At 65.2% G+C, this 17,136-nt stretch carries 17 protein-coding genes and 2 pseudogenes; 4 read left to right on the plus strand and 15 right to left on the minus strand.

Annotated elements, in window-relative coordinates; all coding sequences use genetic code 11:
- Positions 1–68: 68 nt before the first annotated feature.
- The 12 genes and pseudogenes from JQX13_RS55945 to JQX13_RS19250 all read right to left on the minus strand — a co-directional run.
- A pseudogene (locus tag JQX13_RS55945) lies at positions 69–830 on the minus strand (type I restriction-modification system subunit M N-terminal domain-containing protein); the annotation flags it as partial.
- Between the two features lie 139 nt (positions 831–969).
- The gene (locus tag JQX13_RS19200) at positions 970–1,551 is read right to left on the minus strand and encodes an imm11 family protein (protein ID WP_239014885.1); all 582 of its coding nucleotides are present in this window, start codon (positions 1,549–1,551) and stop codon (positions 970–972) included.
- Positions 1,548–2,885, minus strand: a complete 1,338-nt coding sequence (locus JQX13_RS19205) for an AHH domain-containing protein (RefSeq protein WP_203410416.1) — start codon at positions 2,883–2,885, stop codon at positions 1,548–1,550. Before JQX13_RS19205 ends, JQX13_RS19200 begins: the two co-directional genes overlap by 4 nt.
- A 58-nt stretch (positions 2,886–2,943) precedes the next feature.
- A complete protein-coding gene (locus tag JQX13_RS19210) occupies positions 2,944–3,525 on the minus strand; it encodes an imm11 family protein (protein ID WP_239014889.1) in 582 nt (193 codons plus the stop codon).
- A complete protein-coding gene (locus tag JQX13_RS19215) occupies positions 3,522–4,859 on the minus strand; it encodes an AHH domain-containing protein (protein WP_203410417.1) in 1,338 nt (445 codons plus the stop codon). Before JQX13_RS19215 ends, JQX13_RS19210 begins: the two co-directional genes overlap by 4 nt.
- A 58-nt stretch (positions 4,860–4,917) precedes the next feature.
- Positions 4,918–5,499: an imm11 family protein gene (locus JQX13_RS19220; RefSeq protein ID WP_430384181.1), complete on the minus strand. Its 582-nt coding sequence runs from the start codon at positions 5,497–5,499 to the stop codon at positions 4,918–4,920.
- Positions 5,496–6,803 (minus strand): AHH domain-containing protein, encoded by a 1,308-nt coding sequence (locus tag JQX13_RS19225; protein WP_430384210.1) that lies wholly within the window; start codon positions 6,801–6,803, stop codon positions 5,496–5,498. The genes JQX13_RS19220 and JQX13_RS19225 overlap by 4 nt, the downstream gene beginning before the upstream one ends.
- Positions 6,804–6,867: 64 nt before the next feature.
- Positions 6,868–7,446: an imm11 family protein gene (locus JQX13_RS19230; protein ID WP_430384182.1), complete on the minus strand. Its 579-nt coding sequence runs from the start codon at positions 7,444–7,446 to the stop codon at positions 6,868–6,870.
- The gene (locus JQX13_RS19235) at positions 7,443–8,777 is read right to left on the minus strand and encodes an AHH domain-containing protein (RefSeq protein ID WP_203410420.1); all 1,335 of its coding nucleotides are present in this window, start codon (positions 8,775–8,777) and stop codon (positions 7,443–7,445) included. The genes JQX13_RS19230 and JQX13_RS19235 overlap by 4 nt, the downstream gene beginning before the upstream one ends.
- Before the next feature lie 58 nt (positions 8,778–8,835).
- Entirely contained in the window at positions 8,836–9,249 is a 414-nt protein-coding gene (locus JQX13_RS19240) for an imm11 family protein (protein WP_239014893.1), read from the minus strand.
- 167 nt (positions 9,250–9,416) lie between these two features.
- A complete protein-coding gene (locus JQX13_RS19245; RefSeq protein ID WP_203410421.1) occupies positions 9,417–10,751 on the minus strand; it encodes an AHH domain-containing protein in 1,335 nt (444 codons plus the stop codon).
- A 58-nt stretch (positions 10,752–10,809) separates the two neighbouring features.
- Positions 10,810–11,391 carry an imm11 family protein gene (locus tag JQX13_RS19250; protein WP_239014895.1) on the minus strand — a complete coding sequence of 194 codons (582 nt, stop codon included), beginning with the start codon at positions 11,389–11,391 and terminating at the stop codon, positions 10,810–10,812.
- Positions 11,392–11,761: 370 nt separating this feature from the next.
- Here JQX13_RS19250 and JQX13_RS56365 point away from each other — a divergent pair.
- Together JQX13_RS56365 and JQX13_RS19260 are read left to right on the plus strand one after the other, a co-directional pair.
- Positions 11,762–13,124, plus strand: a pseudogene (locus JQX13_RS56365) (AHH domain-containing protein).
- An 8-nt stretch (positions 13,125–13,132) separates the two neighbouring features.
- Positions 13,133–13,696, plus strand: coding sequence for an imm11 family protein (locus JQX13_RS19260; protein ID WP_239014898.1), 564 nt, complete (start codon positions 13,133–13,135; stop codon positions 13,694–13,696).
- Positions 13,697–13,709: 13 nt separating this feature from the next.
- Here JQX13_RS19260 and JQX13_RS19265 read toward each other — a convergent pair whose 3' ends face one another.
- The gene (locus tag JQX13_RS19265) at positions 13,710–14,618 is read right to left on the minus strand and encodes a DUF72 domain-containing protein (protein WP_203410422.1); all 909 of its coding nucleotides are present in this window, start codon (positions 14,616–14,618) and stop codon (positions 13,710–13,712) included.
- 275 nt (positions 14,619–14,893) lie between these two features.
- On the opposite strand from JQX13_RS19265, the gene hpf reads away from it, so the two are divergent.
- Complete coding sequence (gene hpf / locus JQX13_RS19270) at positions 14,894–15,226, plus strand: ribosome hibernation-promoting factor, HPF/YfiA family (RefSeq protein WP_203410423.1); 333 nt, start codon at positions 14,894–14,896, stop codon at positions 15,224–15,226.
- A 64-nt stretch (positions 15,227–15,290) separates the two neighbouring features.
- Here the strand turns inward: hpf and JQX13_RS19275 are convergent, their stop codons facing one another.
- Both JQX13_RS19275 and JQX13_RS19280 read right to left on the minus strand, forming a co-directional pair.
- Complete coding sequence (locus tag JQX13_RS19275; RefSeq protein WP_203410424.1) at positions 15,291–15,842, minus strand: hypothetical protein; 552 nt, start codon at positions 15,840–15,842, stop codon at positions 15,291–15,293.
- Between the two features lie 80 nt (positions 15,843–15,922).
- The gene (locus JQX13_RS19280) at positions 15,923–16,414 is read right to left on the minus strand and encodes a hypothetical protein (RefSeq protein ID WP_203410425.1); all 492 of its coding nucleotides are present in this window, start codon (positions 16,412–16,414) and stop codon (positions 15,923–15,925) included.
- A 273-nt stretch (positions 16,415–16,687) separates the two neighbouring features.
- Here JQX13_RS19280 and JQX13_RS19285 point away from each other — a divergent pair, with 273 nt between their 5' ends.
- The gene (locus JQX13_RS19285) at positions 16,688–16,990 is read left to right on the plus strand and encodes a hypothetical protein (protein WP_203410426.1); all 303 of its coding nucleotides are present in this window, start codon (positions 16,688–16,690) and stop codon (positions 16,988–16,990) included.
- The last annotated feature ends 146 nt before the right edge of the window (positions 16,991–17,136 follow it).

A 17,136-nucleotide genomic window follows, 5' to 3' on the forward strand; every position in this document is an offset into this window, starting at 1 on the left:
AGCTTCGCGAAGTGCTGCACCAGCTTCGAGAGCACCGTGTCCCGGTTCTTCCCATCCCCGAGCTTGCGCTCGTCGTTGAAGTCGATGCCCGCGAGGATGCCGTCCAGGCTGCTGTTCTGTTCCTCCAGCGCCGCGCACGCCTTGTTGAGCGCCTCGCCGATGTTCGTGGAGACCTTCTGGATTTCGCTCCACCGGGCGCGCTTGGGGACGAAGAACCGGTGCGAGTCGTGGTCCTCCCACGCCACGTCCTCGGGCTCGCCCTGGTCGAGCAGCTTCTGGGCCTCCTCCTCGAACACATCCGACAGGCGCTTCAGGAAGAGCAGCCCGAAGATGTAGTTCTTGTAGTCGGACGAGTCGATGGAGCCCCGGAGGATGTCGGCGGCGCTCCAGAGATACCGCTCGAGCTGATCCACGGTGAGCCTGGCCGTCGAGGGCAGGTCGAGGCTCGTCTGCTCCGGAGGGGCGCTCTCGCGGGCGGGGCGTTTTTTCGGTGCGGCCGGAGCGGGCTCGGCCCCGCCGTCCCCGGCGCCGAGGATGCGCTGCACCAGCACGCCCTTCTCCCGGCCGCCGCGGTCCAGTCTGAGGGCATCGCAGATGGACTGGAGCTCCTCGCGCTTGAGGCCGCCGAGCAGCTCGGCGAAGTCCACCGACTTCGCGCTGACGAGGGCCTCGGCGTGGTGCTCGGGGACGCGGCGGTCGGCCACGTCGAGCGCGTACTGTTGCGTCAATTCGTTGAGGCGGGCCCGCCCGAGCTGCAAGAGGGCGAGACGGCGCTTCGCTGGAGATAGACCCGTGCTTCCCAAGACTTCCTCCCCAACAGGTGCGGTCACGGAGGACCGGAGTGCCAGGGTGTCTATCTCGAGGGAGAATCCCCGAACGAGCCCGCGCGCTTCGCTGGGAGTGTGAGCCGGGCGTGCTCCCAGGCGAGCCCCGAGCTGTCTACACGAGGGGTACTCCTCTGCACGCCCGTCAGACCTCGAGGAACTTGATGCCGGTGATGCCCTCTTGCTCCAGGGCCCGCTTGACGTGCTCGGAGACGATGAGGACGACCTTCCAGCCCCAGGGGCGGAAGATGTGGGCCCCTCCGATCTTCGCCGGGTCCACCTTCAGCCCCGCGACGTTACGGTATTGGCCCAGCTTCTCCGGGCGGTTGTCCTCCGGGAGCCAGTAGAGCACCTCCTCACATCGGGCGTCGTCGATGCACCGGATGATTTGCAGGGCATTGAGGATGAACCAGGGCTCCGTTTGCCCCTCCACCTCCACGGGGATGAACTGGACTTCCTTCTGGAGACCCAGACGCTCGAACAGAGCGACGACCCGGCGGTGGACGATGGGAATCCCCATGGAGTGAGAGAACTCGATCGGAATGCCTGCCGGCTCCACGGATAAGCGAATCGGCTTCTCGATGTCCAGGACCCGGCCCTCGTTGAATCGCCAGACGTCGAACAATTCTTCCCGGCCTTCTTCGTCATCAAGAGGCATTCTTACGTGCCATCGCCCTGGAATGTACTTGTCGTCGTAGAGTTCGTAATACTTCATGTGCGCGGTCATGGTTGTCTCGTAGCAAGCCTGTTGAGCCGGGAGCCGGGGGTGCATATCTCTCCTGCGAGCTTGTCGAGTTCTTCCACGAGTCTGGCTCGGCATTCGACCCTGGTTCTACACAGCTCGAGTGCTTCCCTCAGCCGCTTGAAGATCTCGCTGTGATACTCCTCGGGATGGGGCCCCTTGTGGCCTCGCAGATAGACGATGTTCGCTGGATCCTCCAGGCTCATCCCCGCTCGTGCGAAGAGAGTCTTGAACTCCGGCGTCCAGGGACCACCACGGCTCTCGGACTTGTCATTCTTATTGGTGGCAAGGTGGTGGGCGTGGTGGTCATCCCTCTTCGACTCGGCACACGCGCCCGTCGTCCGTGCCGAGGACGCCGCCGTAGTGATCACAGAGGCGGTCGTGCTCGCCGACACGCCCATGAACACCACCGTGCCGTCCGCCACGCTCACCCGCGCGCGCGTTTCCCCGCCCACCTTGAAGCCACCCCGCCCTCCCGCGAAGGCGAATCGCGGAGGAGACAGCCGCGCCCACAGCCCGCCCCGGGGCACCTCTGGCAGTCCTCGGGCCAGCTTCGCTCCCGCCACCGTCACCAGCACGCGCAACCCCACACCCCCAAGCGACTTGCCGAAGCGCTCGGCCACCGCTTCCAACTGCGCTTGCGTCCTCGCGGCCTCCGCCTCCCGGTATAGGTTCAGACAAGACAGCCCCACGGAGTAGAGTTCCGCCGCCGTGTACGTCATCAGGAGCCCCAGCGACACCGCTGCCGCGAAGGCTTTCGAGAAGACGGGGTCTGGCGCCGCCCACGCCATCATGTAGAGCATCATCGACAGGCCCACCGACAGCAGCACGGCGGGAGAGCTGAACATCTCCACGGCGGCCTCGCGGACCCCGTCGCCCATGTAGCGAGGGGAGAGCGCGAGCGCCTGAAACCACCTGGCGCTCTCCAGCGAGCCCGGTAGCTCCACCAGAGCAGGCCCATACAGCGCCTCGTACGCCTCGCGCGTGCGTCTCTCCATGTCCGAGCGCCGGGAGTCTGGTGGATGCCCGACCAGGCTGCCTGCAACCACCACGGTCGGGTGGGCCGTCCTTGGTGGCGAGCCGTCCCCCAGCGCCGCCACCGCCTCCCTCGCGTCCTCCAGCGTGAACAGAGACAAAGCCGGATTGGGTCCGAGCGGCTTGAAGCTGAGCTTCAGTCCATGGCCTTCATCGCCTCGGTACTTGCTCACTGCCACGGGCTCCAACACCTGGAGCCGCGATTCGGTTGCGGGCGGAGCGGCCTGAGCGGAAACAGGCACCCACAGCCACACGCAGGAGGCGAGGAGGAGACGTAAGAGCATGAGTGGTTCCGGGGTCTACCACGAGGGCAAATCTCCGAACGAGCCCGCGTGCCGCCCGTCAGACCTCGAGGAACTTGATGCCGGTGATGCCCTCTTCCTCCAGGGCCCGCTTGAGGTGCTCGGAGACGATGAGGACCACTGGCCAGCCCCAGGGCCGGAAGATGTGGGCCTCTCCAATCTTCGTGGGGTCCACCTTCAGTCCACGAACGTTTCGGTACTGGCCCAGCACGTCAGGGCGGTTGTCCTCCGGGAGCCAGTAGAGCACCTCCTCACACCGGGCGTCGTCGATGCACCGGATGACTTGGAGGGCATTGAGGATGAACCAGGGCTCCGTCTGTCCCTCCACCTCCACGGGGATGAACTGGACCTCCTTCTGGAGACCCAGACGCTCGAAGAGCGCGACGACCCGGCGGTGGACGATGGGAATCCCCAGCGCGTGAGAGAACTCGATTGGAATGCCTGCCGGCTTCACGGACAAGTGAATCGGTTTCTCGATGTTCAGGACCCGGCCCTCGTTGAATCGCCAGACGTCGAACAGTTCTTCGCGGCCTTCCTCATCATCAAGAGGCATCCTCACATGCCATCGCCCTGGAATGTACTTGTCGTCGTATAGTTTGTAATATTTCGTTTGCGCCATCATGGTTTGCTCGTGACAAGCTTGTTGAGCTTGGAGCCGGGCGTACACACGTCCCCTGCGAGCTTGTCGAGCTCTTCCACGAGTTGGGCTCGACACTCGGACCGACGCCTGCAGTTCACAATCGCCCTGCTCAGTCGCTCGAAGATCTCGCTGTGGTACTCCTCGGGATGAGGCCCCTTGTGGCCTCGCAGATAGACGATGTTCGCTGGATCCTCCAGGCTCATCCCCGCTCGTGCGAAGAGAGTCTTGAACTCCGGCGTCCAGGGACCACCACGGCTCTCGGACTTGTCATTCTTATTGGTGGCAAGGTGGTGGGCGTGGTGGTCATCCCTCTTCGACTCGGCACACGCGCCCGTCGTCCGTGCCGAGGACGCCGCCGCCGTGACCGCGGAGGCGCTCGTGCTCGCCGACACGCCCATGAGCACCACGGTGCCGTCCGCCACATTCACCCGCGCGCGAGTCCCCGCGCTCACCTTGAAGCCACCCCGCCCTCCCGCGAAGGCGAATCGCGGAGGAGACAGCCGCGCCCACAGCCCGCCCCGGGGCACCTCTGGCAGTCCTCGGGCCAGCTTCGCTCCCGCCACCGTCACCAGCACGCGCAACCCCACTCCTCCCAGCGCCTTGCCGAAGCGCTCGGCCACCGCCTCCAACTGCTCCTGCGTCCTCGCGGCCTCCGCCTCCCGGTATAGGTTCAGACAAGACAGCCCCACGGAGTAGAGTTCCGCCGCCGTGTACGTCATCAGCAGCCCCAGCGACACCGCTGCCGCGAAGGCTTTCGAGAAGACGGGGTCTGGCGCCGCCCACGCCATCATGTAGAGCATCATCGACAGGCCCACCGACAGCAGCACGGCGGGAGAGCTGAACATCTCCACGGCGGCCTCGCGGACCCCGTCGCCCATGTAGCGAGGGGAGAGCGCGAGCGCCTGAAACCACCTGGCGCTCTCCAGCGAGCCCGGTAGCTCCACCAGAGCAGGCCCATACAGCGCCTCGTACGCCTCGCGCGTGCGTCTCTCCATGTCCGAGCGCCGGGAGTCTGGTGGATGCCCGAGCAGGCTGCCTGCAACCACCACGGTCGGGTGGGCCGTCCTTGGTGGCGAGCCGTCCCCCAGCGCCGCCACCGCCTCCCTCGCGTCCTCCAGCGTGAACAGAGACAAAGCCGGATTGGGTCCGAGCGGCTTGAAGCTGAGCTTCAGTCCATGGCCTTCATCGCCTCGGTACTTGCTCACTGCCACGGGCTCCAACACCTGGAGCCGCGATTCGGTTGCGGGCGGAGCGGCCTGGGCGGAAACAGGCACCCACAGCCACACGCAGGAGGCGAGGAGGAGACGTAAGAGCATGAGTGGTTCCGGGGTCTACCACGAGGGCAAATCTCCGAACGAGCCCGCGTGCCGCCCGTCAGACCTCGAGGAACTTGATGCCGGTGATGCCCTCTTCCTCCAGGGCCCGCTTGAGGTGCTCGGAGACGATGAGGACCACTGGCCAGCCCCAGGGCCGGAAGATGTGGGCCTCTCCAATCTTCGTGGGGTCCACCTTCAGTCCACGAACGTTTCGGTACTGGCCCAGCACGTCAGGGCGGTTGTCCTCCGGGAGCCAGTAGAGCACCTCCTCACACCGGGCGTCGTCGATGCACCGGATGACTTGGAGGGCATTGAGGATGAACCAGGGCTCCGTCTGTCCCTCCACCTCCACGGGGATGAACTGGACCTCCTTCTGGAGACCCAGACGCTCGAAGAGCGCGACGACCCGGCGGTGGACGATGGGACCCCCCAGGGAATGAGAGAACTCGATTGGAATGCCCGCTGGCTTCACGGACAAGCGAATCGGCTTCTCGATGTTCAGGACACGCCCCTCCTTGAATTGCCAGACGTCGAACAACTCCTCCCGGCCCTCTTCGGCGTAGAGCGGCATTCTCAGGTGCCACCGCCCTGGGATGTACACGTCATCGTATATTTCGTAATACCTTGCCTGTGTTGTCATGGTCTCCTCGATGCGAGCTTGTTGAGCTTGGAGCCTGGCGTACACACTTCTCCTGCAATCTTGTCGAGCGCGCGCATGAGCCTGACTCGACAGTCAGCTTGAGTCCTACAGATTCCGAGTTCCCCCTCCAATTGTTTGAAGATCTCACGGTGATACTCCTCTGGATGGGGTCCCCTGTGGTCTCGCAAATAGACGATGTTCGCTGGATCCTCCAGGCTCATCCCCGCCCGTTCGAAGAGCACCTCGAACCGTGGCGTCCAGGGGCCACCACTGCTCTCGGACTTGTCGTTCTTGTTGGTGCACAGGTGATGGGCGTGGTGGTCATCCCTCTTCGAATCGGCACACGCGCCCGTCGTCCGTGCCGAGGATGCCGCTGCAGTGACCGCGGAGGCGCTCGTGCTCGCCGACACGCCCATGAGCACCACGATGCCGTCCGCCACATTCACCCGCGCGCGCGTCCCCGCGCTCACCTTGAAGCCACCCCGCCCTCCCGCGAAGGCGAAGCGCGGAGGAGACAGCCGCGCCCACAGCCCGCCCTGGGGAACCTCCGGCAGTCCCCGGGCCAGCTTCGCTCCCGCCACCGTCACCAGCACGCGCAGCCCCACACCCCCAAGCGACTTGCCGAAGCGCTCGGCCACCGCTTCCAACTGCGCTTGCGTCCTCGCTGCCTCCGCCTCCCGGTACAGGTGCAGGCACGCCAGCCCCACGGCGTAGAGCTCCGCGGCCGAGTACGTCATCAGCAGCCCCAGCGACACCGCTGCCGCGAAGGCTTTCGAGATGACGGGGTCTGGCGCCGCCCACGCCATCATGTAGAGCATCATCGACAGGCCCACCGACAGCAGCACGGCGGGCGAGCTGAACAGCTCCACGGCGGCCTCGCGGACGCCGTCGCCCATGTAGCGCGGGGAGAGCGCGAGCGCTTGAAACCACCTGGCTCTCTCCAGCGAGCCCGGTAGCTCCACCAGGGCAGGCCCATACAGCGCCTCGTACGCCTCGCGCGCACGGCTCTCCAGGTCCGAGCGCCGGGAGTCTGGTGGATGCCCGAGCAGGCTGCCTGCAACCACCACGGTCGGGTGGGCTTTCCTCGGTGTCCAGCCGTCCCCCAACGCCGCCACCACCTCCCGTGCATCCTCCCGCGAGAACAGAGACAAAGCCGGATTGGGTCCGAGCGGTTTGAAGCTGAGCCTCAGTCCATGCCCCTCATCACCTTGGTACTCGCTCACCACCACGGCTTCCAACACATGGAGCCGCGCTTCGGTTGCGGGCGGAGCAGCCTGGGCGAAAACAGGCACCCACAGCCACACGCAGAAGGCGAGCAGGAGACGTGTTTGCATGAGTGGTTCCTTGGAGGGCGACTCTACTCGCCGGTCAAACCTCGAGGAACTTGATGCCGGTGATGCCCGCTTGCTCCAGGGCCCGCTTGACGTGCTCGGAGACGATGAGGACGACCTTCCAGCCCCAGGGGCGGAAGATGTGGGCCTCTCCGATTTTCATGGGGTCCACCTTCAGCCCCGCGACGTTGCGGTATTGGCCCAGCTTGTCCGGGCGGTTGTCCTCCGGGAGCCAGTAGAGCACCTCCTCACACCGGGCGTCGTCGATGCACCGGATGATTTGCAGGGCATTGAGGATGAACCAGGGCTCCGTCTGTCCTTCCACCTCCACGGGAATGAACTGGACCTCCTTCTGGAGACCCAGACGCTCGAACAGCGCGACGACCCGGTGGTGAACGACAGGAATCGCAAAGGAGGCAAGGGAGAACTCGAGGGCCTCACCCGCGGGATTCACCGGGAAGCGAATCAGTCCCTTGATATCCAGGACTCTTCCTTCCTTGAACTGGCCGGTATCGAGCCATTGACCTTGCACATCGATAGGGCGCCTCAAGTGCCAGCGTCCAGGAAATTGCATATCATCAAAAATGTCGTAATACCTTACGGGCATGGTGGTCATCGCTGCCTCGTGGCGAGCTTGTTGAGTCTAGAACCCGGCGTACACACGTCCCCTGCGATTCTATCGAGCTCTTCCATCAGTCTGGCTCGACACTCATCCACAGGCCTGCAGGTCCCAATCGCCTCTTCCAATCGCCTGAATATCTCGCGGTGGTACTCCTCGGGATGAGGCCCCTTGTGGCCTCGCAGATAGACGATGTTCGCCGGGTCCTCGAGGCTCATTCCCGCGAGTGCGAAGAATTCCTCGAATTGTGGCGTCCAGGGGCCACCACTGCTCTCGGACTTGTCGTTCTTGTTGGTGCACAGGTGGTGGGCGTGGTGGCCATCCCGCTTCGATTCGGCACACGCGCCCGTCGTCCTTGCCGAGGACGCCGCCGCCGTGACCGCGGAGGCGCTCGTGCTCGCCGACACGCCCATGAGCACCACGATGCCGTCCGCCACATTCACCCGCGCGCGAGTCCCCGCGCTCACCTTGAAGCCACCCCGCCCTCCCGCGAAGGCGAAGCGCGGAGGAGACAGCCGCGCCCACAGCCCGCCCCGGGGCACCTCTGGTAGTCCTCGGGCCAGCTTCGCTCCCGCCACCGTCACCAGCACGCGCAACCCCACTCCTCCCAGCGCCTTGCCGAAGCGCTCGGCCACCGCCTCCAACTGCTCCTGCGTCCTCGCTGCCTCCGCCTCCCGGTACAGGTGCAGGCACGCCAGCCCCACGGCGTAGAGCTCCGCGGCCGAGTACGTCATCAGCAGCCCCAGCGACACCGCTGCCGCGAACGCCTTGCTGAAGAGCGGCTCGGGCGCCGCCCAGGCCAGCGTGTAGAGCATCATCGACAGGCCCACCGACAGCAGCACGGCGGGAGAGCTGAACAGCTCCACGGCGGCCTCGCGGACGCCGTCGCCCATGTAGCGCGGGGAGAGCGCGAGCGCTTGAAACCACCTGGCTCTCTCCAGCGAGCCCGGTAGCTCCACCAGGGCAGGCCCATACAGCGCCTCGTACGCCTCGCGCGCACGGCTCTCCAGGTCCGAGCGCCGGGAGTCTGGTGGATGCCCGAGCAGGCTGCCTGCAACCACCACGGTCGGGTGGGCTTTCCTCGGTGTCCAGCCGTCCCCCAACGCCGCCACCACCTCCCGTGCATCCTCCAGCGAGAACAGAGACAACGCCGGGTTGGGTCCGAGCGGCTTGAAGCTGAGCCTCAGTCCAAGGCCTTCATCGCCTCGGTACTCGCTCACCACCACGGCTTCCAACACATGGAGCCGCGATTCGGTTGCGGGCGGAGCGGCCTGGGCGGAAACAGGCACCCACAGCCACACGCAGAAGGCGAGGAGACGTAAGAGCATGAGTGGTTCCGGGGTCTACCACGAGGGCGAATCCCCGAACGAGCCCGCGTGCCGCCCGTCAGACCTCGAGGAACTTGATGCCGGTGATGTCCTCTTCCTCCAGGGCTCGCTTGACGTGCTCGGAGACGATGAGGACCACTGGCCAGCCCCAGGGCCGGAAGATGTGGGCCTCTCCGATCTTCGTGGGGTCCACCTTCAGTCCTTGAACGTTCTGGTATTCACCCACCCTGTCCGGCTGACCGTCTTCCGGTCCCCAATACAGCACCTCCTCACTCCGGGCATCGTCGATGCACCGGATGACTTGGAGGGCATTGAGGATGAACCAGGGCTCCGTTTGTCCCTCCACCTCCACGGGGATGAACTGGACCTCCTTCTGGAGGCCCAGACGCTCGAACAGCGCGACGACCCGGCGGTGGACGATGGGAGTCCCCAGAGCATGAGAGAACTCGATTGGAATGCCCGCTGGTTTCACGGATAAGCGAATCGGCTTCTCGATATTCAGAACCCGCCCTTCCTTGAATTGCCAGACGTCGAACGATAATTCTTCCCGACCCTCCTCATCATCACGAGGCATTCTCAGGTGCCATCGCCCTGGAATGTACTTGTCGTCGTATATTTTGTAATAGCTTGTTTGCGCCATCATGGTTTCCTCGTGGCAAGCTTGTTGAGTTTGGAGCCGGGCGTACACACGTCCCCTGCGATCTTGTCGAGAGCCCTCATGAGCCTGGCTCGACAGTCAGCTATAGGCCTACAGCCATCAAGTGCTCCCTCCAATCGTTCGAAGATCTCGCTGTGGTACACCTCGGGATGGGGCCCTTTGTGGCCTCGTAGGTAGACGATGTTCGCCGGGTCCTCGAGGCTCATTCCCGCGAGTGCGAAGAGTTCCTCGAACTCCGGCGTCCAGGGGCCACCACGGCTCTCGGACTTGTCGTTCTTGTTGGTGCACAGGTGGTGGGCGTGGTGGTCATCCCGCTTCGATTCGGCACACGCGCCCGTCGTCCTTGCCGAGGACGCCGCCGCAGTGACCGAGGCGGCGGTCGTGCTCGCCGACACGCCCATGAGCACCACGGTGCCGTCAGCCACACTCACCCGCGTGCGCGTCCCCGCGCTCACCTTGAAGCCACCCCGCCCTCCCGCGAAGGCGAAGCGCGGAGGAGACAGCCGCGCCCACAGCCCGCCCCGGGGCACCTCTGGCAGTCCTCGGGCCAGCTTCGCTCCCGCCACCGTCACCAGCACGCGCAACCCCACTCCTCCCAGCGCCTTGCCGAAGCGCTCGGCCACCGCTTCCAACTGCGCTTGCGTCCTCGCTGCCTCCGCCTCCCGGTACAGGTGCAGGCACGCCAGCCCCACGGCGTAGAGCTCCGCGGCCGAGTACGTCATCAGCAGCCCCAGCGTCACAGCCGCCGCGAACGCCTTGCTGAAGAGCGGCTCGGGCGCCGCCCACGCCATCATGTAGAGCATCATCGACAGGCCCACCGACAGCAGCACGGCGGGAGAGCTGAACATCTCCACGGCGGCCTCGCGGACCCCGTCGCCCATGTAGCGAGGGGAGAGCGCGAGCGCCTGAAACCACCTGGCGCTCTCCAGCGAGCCCGGTAGCTCCACCAGAGCAGGCCCATACAGCGCCTCGTACGCCTCGCGCGTGCGTCTCTCCATGTCCGAGCGCCGGGAGTCTGGTGGATGCCCGACAAGGCTGCCTGCAACCACCACGGTCGGGTGGGCTTTCCTCGGTGTCCAGCCGTCCCCCAACGCCGCCACCACCTCCCGTGCATCCTCCCGCGAGAACAGAGACAAAGCCGGATTGGGTCCGAGCGGCTTGAAGCTGAGCCTCAGTCCATGGCCTTCATCGCCTTGGTACTCGCTCACCACCACGGCTTCCAACACATGGAGCCGCGATTCGGTTGCGGGCGGAGCGGCCTGGGCGGAAACAGGCACCCACAGCCACACGCAGAAGGCGAGGAGACGTAAGAGCATGAGTGGTTCCGGGGTCTACCACGAGGGCGAATCCCCGAACGAGCCCGCGTGCCGCCCGTCAGACCTCGAGGAACTTGATGCCGGTGATGCCTTCTTTCTCCTGGGCCCGCTTGACGTGCTCGGAGACGATGAGGACCACCTTCCAGCCCCAGGGCCGGAAGATGTGGGCCTCTCCAATCTTCGTGGGGTCCACCTTCAGTCCTTGAACGTTCTGGTATTCACCCACCCTGTCCGGCTGACCGTCTTCCGGTCCCCAATACAGCACCTCCTCACTTCGGGCATCGTCGATGCACCGGATGACTTGGAGGGCATTGAGGATGAACCAGGGCTCCGTCTGCCCCTCCACCTCTACGGGGATGAACTGGACCTCTTTCTGGAGACCCAGACACTCGAAGAGCGCGACGACCCGGCGATGGACGATGGGAATCCCCAGAGCGTGAGAGAACTCGATTGGAGTGCCCGTTGGCTTCACGGACAAGCGAATCGGCTTCTCGATGTTCAGGACCCGGCCCTCGTTGAATCGCCAGACGTCGAACAGTTCTTCCCGGCCGTCCTCATCATTACGAGGCATTCTCACGTGCCATCGCCCTGGAATGTACTTGTCGTCGTAGAGATCGTAGTACTTCATCTGCGCGGTCATGATTGCCTCGTAGCAGGCCTGTTGAGCCGGGAGCCGGGCGTACACTCGTCCCCTGCGATCTCGTCGAGTTCTTCCACGAGCTGGGCTCGACACTCGGACCGGGTTCTACACAGGTCTTGATTCCCCACGGAAGGACCACCTGGGGCGTCACCCCTCTGGTCCACCCTCTACGGTGGGGTACTCCGACAAGCTCCCGGCATGAGTCGGTGGGGGCCCGAGTGTCGCAAGGTGCTTTTCCGCGAGTGCGACCCGAGTCCCCGTCCGGGTGGGGTCTCCCTCATGGGATCCGGCTGGTTCTGGCTCTCCGTTACCTGGGGATGGACAATGACGTTCGACGCCCCAGAATGAGCAGGGGCCGCCGGAGTCGGTCATGAACTCGCGAGTCTTCTCCGTCCTTTGCTCGTGGCTGTTGCTACCGCTGGTGGTGTGGGCAACCCCGTCCGAAGGTCAATCACGGCTGCGGATGTTGGAGCCGGTGCGGGTGGAGGAATACCGCGGAGATGAAGGGGTCGGAGTGCGGCTTGGCTTCAAGGCGCTGGAAGCGGAGCCAACTCTGGCCCTGTGGACGCTGGAGGAGGCGCGGGAGGTGGTGGCGGCGCTGGAGGAAGAGTTCGGGTGGGAGGGAAGGGCAGGGACGAGGGGGAAGAAGGCCAGCCCGAGAGCGGAGGTGGTAGGCATGGCGTCCCTGCTGTCGCCGCATAGTTCGCCGCCAGCATTGGAGCGGCGGGTACGCGAGGCGTACGAGTCGCTGTATGGGCCTGCCCATGTGGAGTTGCCGGGCTCGCTGGAAAGGGCCAGGTGGTTTCAGGCGCTCGCGCTCTCACCGCGCTACATGGGAGACGGGGTCCGCGAGGCCGCCGTGGAGATGTTCAGCTCTCCCGCCGTGCTGCTGTCGGTGGGCCTGTCGATGATGCTCTACATGATGGCGTGGGCGGTGCCCGAGCCTATTTTCTCGAAGGCCTTCGCGGCAGCGGTGACCGTTGGGACTGCTGATGACGTACACGGCGGCGGAACTGTACGCCGTGGGGCTGGCGTGCCTGCACCTGTACCGGGATGCGGAAGCGGCGAGGACGCAGGCGCAGTTGGAGGCGGTGGCCGAGCGCTTCGGAAAGGCGCTGGGAGGAGTGGGGCTGCGCGTACTGGTGACGGTGGCGGGAGCGAAGCTGGCCAGGGGGTTGCCAGAGGTGCCCCAGGGCGGGCTGTGGGCGCGGCTGTCGCCTCCGCGCTTCGCCTTCGCGGGAGGGCAGGGTGGCTTCAGGGTGAGTGCGGGGACGCGCGCGCGGGTGAATGTGGCGGACGGCACGGTGGTGCTCATGGGCGTTTCGGCGAGCACGAGCGCCTCCGCGGTCACCACGGCGGCGTCCTCGGCACGGACGACGGGCGCGTGTGCCGAGTCGAAGAGGGATGACCACCACGCCCACCACCTGTGCACCAACAAGAACGACAAGTCCGAGAGCAGTGGTGGCCCCTGGACGCCACGGTTCGAGGTGCTCTTCGAACGGGCGGGGATGAGCCTGGAGGATCCAGCGAACATCGTTTATTTGCGAGGCCACAAGGGGCCGCATCCCGAGGAGTATCACAGCGAAATCTTCAAACGGCTGAGGGAGGTGCTTGAGTTCTGTAGGCCTGGAGCTGATTGTCGAGCCAAGCTCGTGGATGAGCTCGACAGGATCTCAGGGGAGGTGTGTACGCCCGGCTCCACACTCAACAAGCTTGCCACGAGGAGACCGTGACAGCACAAATGAAGTATTACGAGTTATACGACGACGTGTATATCCCAGGACGTTGGCACTTGAAGATGCCTGTTGATGGTCGGGGTGAGTGGATCGACACCTGGCGGTTCAACGAGGGAAGAGTTCTCGATATTGAGGAGTCGATCCGCTTTCCCTTGAAGCTTGCGGGCGTTGCCCTGGAATTCACCCTTTGTTCCATGGGGGTTCCCGTCGTTCACCGCCGGGTCGTCTCGCTGTTCGAACGTCTGGGTCTCCAGAAGGAGGTCCAGTTCATTCCCGTGGAGGTGGATGGGCAGACGGAGCCTTGGTTCATTCTCAATACCTTGTACGTCATCCGATGCATCGACGACGCCAGGTGTGAGGAGGTTTTCTATTGGCTACCGGAGGACAACCGCCCGGACAAGTTGGGTGGATACAGGAATGTTCGGGGGCTGAAGGTGAACCCGGCGAAGATTGGGAATGCCAATATCTTCCGCCCCTGGGGCTGGAAGGTCGTCCTCATCGTCTCCGAGCGCATCAAGCAAGCCCTGGAAGAAGAGGGCATCACCGGCACGAAATTCATCGAGGTTTGAAGCCTCGCGCCTCTCAGCCCGTGGGGCTCGCGCCGGGTGGCTCGGGAATCTCTTCCTCCGGCGGCAGCACGTAGGGCTCGAGCGTATCGCGGTACTCGCTCACCAGCGTCTCCGGGGCGTGCACCTTCCGGCCCGTGAGCATCGCTTGCAACATCATCGCGTTGGCGACGCCCTTGCCCCTTACGTGGTTGTTGGTGACCACGTACACATCACTCACGCGCGGGTGTGCGGCGATCTCCTTCGTGCGCTCGGCCCAGGGTTTCAGCTCCTTCGCCGAGTACAGGTAGTCGTAGCGCTCCATCGCGTTCGCCGTCTTGCGGAACCAATTGCGGTAGTTGCGCCCGTGCACCCGCACGTAGCCCACCGACGACGTCGCCCGCGCGCTCGGCGCTATCGAGTCGTGGAAGAGCGGCTGGTCGATGTTCACGAAGCCCACGCCGCGCTCGGCCAGCTCCGCGAACACGTCCGGGACATTCCAGGACTCGTGCCGCACCTCGAGCACCAGTGGCCAGTCGGAGAACGTGGACACGATTTCGTCCAGCCAGTCCCGGTTCTCCTCGTCGTTGCGGAACGACCAGGGGAACTGTACCAGCACCGCTCCCAGCCTCCCGGCGTCATGGAGGGTGTCGAGCCCCTCGCGTGTCTGTCGCACCTCGTCCGCCGTCCACACCGCGTTGCGCTCGTGGGTGAAGCGCCGCCACAGCTTCGCGGTGAAGCGGAAGTCCGGGTTGAAGTCCGTGCGCTCCACCCAGAGTGCCGCGTTGCGGCGGCTGATGGGCCGGTAGAAGCTGGTGTTCAGCTCCAGCGCGTCGAAGTACCCCGCCAGGAAGGCCAGCGGGTCGAACCCCCTCGGCTTCGGCTTCGGGTACACCACTCCCGCCCAGTCGTCATAGCTCCACCCCGCGGGGCCGATGCGAATCACGCGCGCTCCTCCACCCGCACAGGGTGCGCACCGCCTTGATGCTCCGCAGCATGTGCCCGCCCGGCCGCCCCTCGGGTTGCCGGTCCGTGTAGAGCCCCCGACGCGCTGTGCGTCCACCGCAAAGGCTGCGTGCCCCTCGAGGGCCTCCGCAAAGGCTGCGCGACTTTCGGGGCCCAACCCCCTGGTTTCCGAGGGAAGAGGTGTTGGCTTCCCGTATGCAATGGAGAGAGGTCGTCACGACGGCTCCAACGGTGAGCCAATCAAGAGGCGCGAAGATGAAGCGAAACCTGCAGATCACCTTCCGTGGAATGAGTCCCAGCGATGCCCTCTCGGAGCACATCCGCGACAACGCGGAGAAGCTCGAGCAGTTCTTCGACGGCATCACTGGCTGCCACGTGGTGGTGGAGGAGCCGCACCGGCATCATCAGCAGGGCAAGCATTTCCACGTCCGTCTGGACCTGCACGTCCCGGGCAAGAACATCGTGGTCGACCGCGACAACGCGGAGAAGGCCGCCCACGAGGACGCCTACCAGGCCGTGAACGATGCCTTCGATGCCGCCCGGCGCCAGTTGCAGCACTACGCTGAAGGGCTCCGCGCCCACCGTTGAAGCACGTGAGGGGGAGGGCTCCATCCGAGCCCTCCCCCGTGTCGTCCCCGGGCTCCCACCCGGCTCACGGCGGGCCGTTGTAGGTGGGGTCGTCACCCGGTACGAAGTTCTTGCCGCGCACGTCGTAGGTGCACTCGAGGTGGGAGCCGTCCTCGAACAGCGCGTCGAGCTTCCCCTCGAGGTTGTTGGCGTCCGCGAGCTTCACGGTGACCGTGCCGCCGCTCAGGGCCGGCGCGTTCGCGGGTGTCTCGAGCTTCCAGATGGACACTCCGCCATTCTGGGGCGGTCTCCGGTGCCACTCCTCCTCGGTCATGACGAGGGGGAGCTCCGTCGTGTCCTGCTCCGCCGGAAGCTTGATTTCCATCAGCAGCCGCAGCGCGCCCTCTCCGTAGGAGAGCTGGAGCCATGCGCCCCGGACGTGCGCGGACTGGTTGGCGCTGAAGGTCGTCGGTTGGATGGTGAGCGAGCTGTCGCCGTCGATGTCGCCCTGGATGCGTGTGCCGCCCACGGTGCCATCACACCTGCCGCTCGGTCCACATCCGGTGAGCAGCCCCGCTCCGAGGAGAAGGCAGAGGACGCCGCGGCGGACACCCGGAGGGTCGAAGAAGGGGGCCATCCAGTTCTCCAGTCAGAAGAGGTCGTCCCGCCATCCTCACAAGGCGGTGCCCATGACTCAAGCCGGCGCCGCGGCTCCTGTCACGGCAGCGACGGGTTGTCGCATGCGCGAACCTCGACGGGACCCAGGACGGGTCCACCATCGGGGTTCTTGCACACGGGGCAGACCCCGCCTCGGGGCCAGCGCTGTGTGGACGAGCCATCACTGGCCAGCACGGGGCCGTTGGCGATGAGTCCATCGAAGTCGGTGGCTCGCTCCAGCGTCACCGTGGAGCCACCCGCTCCGTTCGTCAGCACCAGCTTTCCGTCACGCACCTCCCACTGTTTATGCCCTTGTCCGAAGGAGTCGCAGCCGTTGATCGACCAGCGCACCCGTCCTCCCGGTTCGATGGACAGGTTGTAGGCATCGGGCTTGCCCTCCCAGTGGAACACTCCGGCGAAGCCTTCCGGTGGGAGGTCCTCATTCGAGGGAGCATCCGGCTCCGAAGTGGGCTCGTCCCGCGAACCGTCACAACCCGCGCCCCACAGCAAAACGGCGACCCACACGCTCCAGACACCACGTACGAGAGACACGTCTGGTCCTCCTTGTTGAAGAAATAGTGGCCCCCGGGCAGCAAGCCACACGCCAGATGGGGGACTCCGGCGCGAGGCCCAGAAGACGAGGACTTGCGCCGGCTCGCGCCACCCGTTCCCTCTGGAGTTCGTGGGAGCCCCTCGGTTTTCCGAGCCGGGGCTTGTCTGGATGCCCGCCCGGGGAACCGGCAATCAGGGGGGTTCCCGCGCCCGGGTTCCAGCAATTCCTTGAGGGGATGCGCGGGATGTGGCGGGGTGGTGCCGAGGTGCTTCATGCGTGACGAGAGCTCACAGGACATGCAGGCCCAGGTCTGTCACCGCTGCCTGATGCGGCTCGACACGAGCGTGGGGGGCGTGGACCTGCCACGCCGCATTCGAGACACGCTCGCCGCGCGGGGTTGCGCCGGGTCTGTCCGGGTGAGCCTCACCGGGTGCCTGGGTTACTGCCCCGTGGGGCTCGTGAGTGTCCAGCTCCGGCGCAACGGCGAGTTCTCGGATGTGGTGTTGATCGACCCGGCGAGGGATGGCGCGGAGCTGATCGCTCACCTTTCTTGCCCATCTTCGGAAACGCCGTAGTCCGGTTGTCCAGGGGTTTGGACCTGCCAGGGATTTGGAGTCGTCCAGAGCAGAACTTTCCTTCACGGGAAGCGCTCGGAAGTGAAAAGAACCGCTCGCGCCCGGGAATGTGAATCCTGGCTGGGGCGTCGGACGTCCTTAGCTTG

Source organism: Archangium violaceum, from assembly GCF_016859125.1.
Classification (GTDB): Bacteria; Myxococcota; Myxococcia; order Myxococcales; family Myxococcaceae; genus Archangium; species Archangium violaceum_A.

What these genes read in the sequence shown, in the direction of transcription:
- JQX13_RS19215 (WP_203410417.1), bottom strand. Translation starts at nt 4,859, where the DNA reads ATGCTCTTACGTCTCCTCCTCGCCTCCTGCGTGTGGCTGTGGGTGCCT.
- JQX13_RS19260 (WP_239014898.1), top strand. Translation starts at nt 13,133, where the DNA reads ATGAAGTATTACGAGTTATACGACGACGTGTATATCCCAGGACGTTGG.
- JQX13_RS19220 (WP_430384181.1), bottom strand. Translation starts at nt 5,499, where the DNA reads ATGACAACACAGGCAAGGTATTACGAAATATACGATGACGTGTACATC.
- JQX13_RS19245 (WP_203410421.1), bottom strand. Translation starts at nt 10,751, where the DNA reads ATGCTCTTACGTCTCCTCGCCTTCTGCGTGTGGCTGTGGGTGCCTGTT.
- JQX13_RS19200 (WP_239014885.1), bottom strand. Translation starts at nt 1,551, where the DNA reads ATGACCGCGCACATGAAGTATTACGAACTCTACGACGACAAGTACATT.
- JQX13_RS19235 (WP_203410420.1), bottom strand. Translation starts at nt 8,777, where the DNA reads ATGCTCTTACGTCTCCTCGCCTTCTGCGTGTGGCTGTGGGTGCCTGTT.
- JQX13_RS19230 (WP_430384182.1), bottom strand. Translation starts at nt 7,446, where the DNA reads ATGACCACCATGCCCGTAAGGTATTACGACATTTTTGATGATATGCAA.
- JQX13_RS19210 (WP_239014889.1), bottom strand. Translation starts at nt 3,525, where the DNA reads ATGATGGCGCAAACGAAATATTACAAACTATACGACGACAAGTACATT.
- JQX13_RS19275 (WP_203410424.1), bottom strand. Translation starts at nt 15,842, where the DNA reads ATGGCCCCCTTCTTCGACCCTCCGGGTGTCCGCCGCGGCGTCCTCTGC.
- JQX13_RS19250 (WP_239014895.1), bottom strand. Translation starts at nt 11,391, where the DNA reads ATGACCGCGCAGATGAAGTACTACGATCTCTACGACGACAAGTACATT.
- JQX13_RS19205 (WP_203410416.1), bottom strand. Translation starts at nt 2,885, where the DNA reads ATGCTCTTACGTCTCCTCCTCGCCTCCTGCGTGTGGCTGTGGGTGCCT.
- hpf (WP_203410423.1), top strand. Translation starts at nt 14,894, where the DNA reads ATGAAGCGAAACCTGCAGATCACCTTCCGTGGAATGAGTCCCAGCGAT.
- JQX13_RS19285 (WP_203410426.1), top strand. Translation starts at nt 16,688, where the DNA reads ATGCGTGACGAGAGCTCACAGGACATGCAGGCCCAGGTCTGTCACCGC.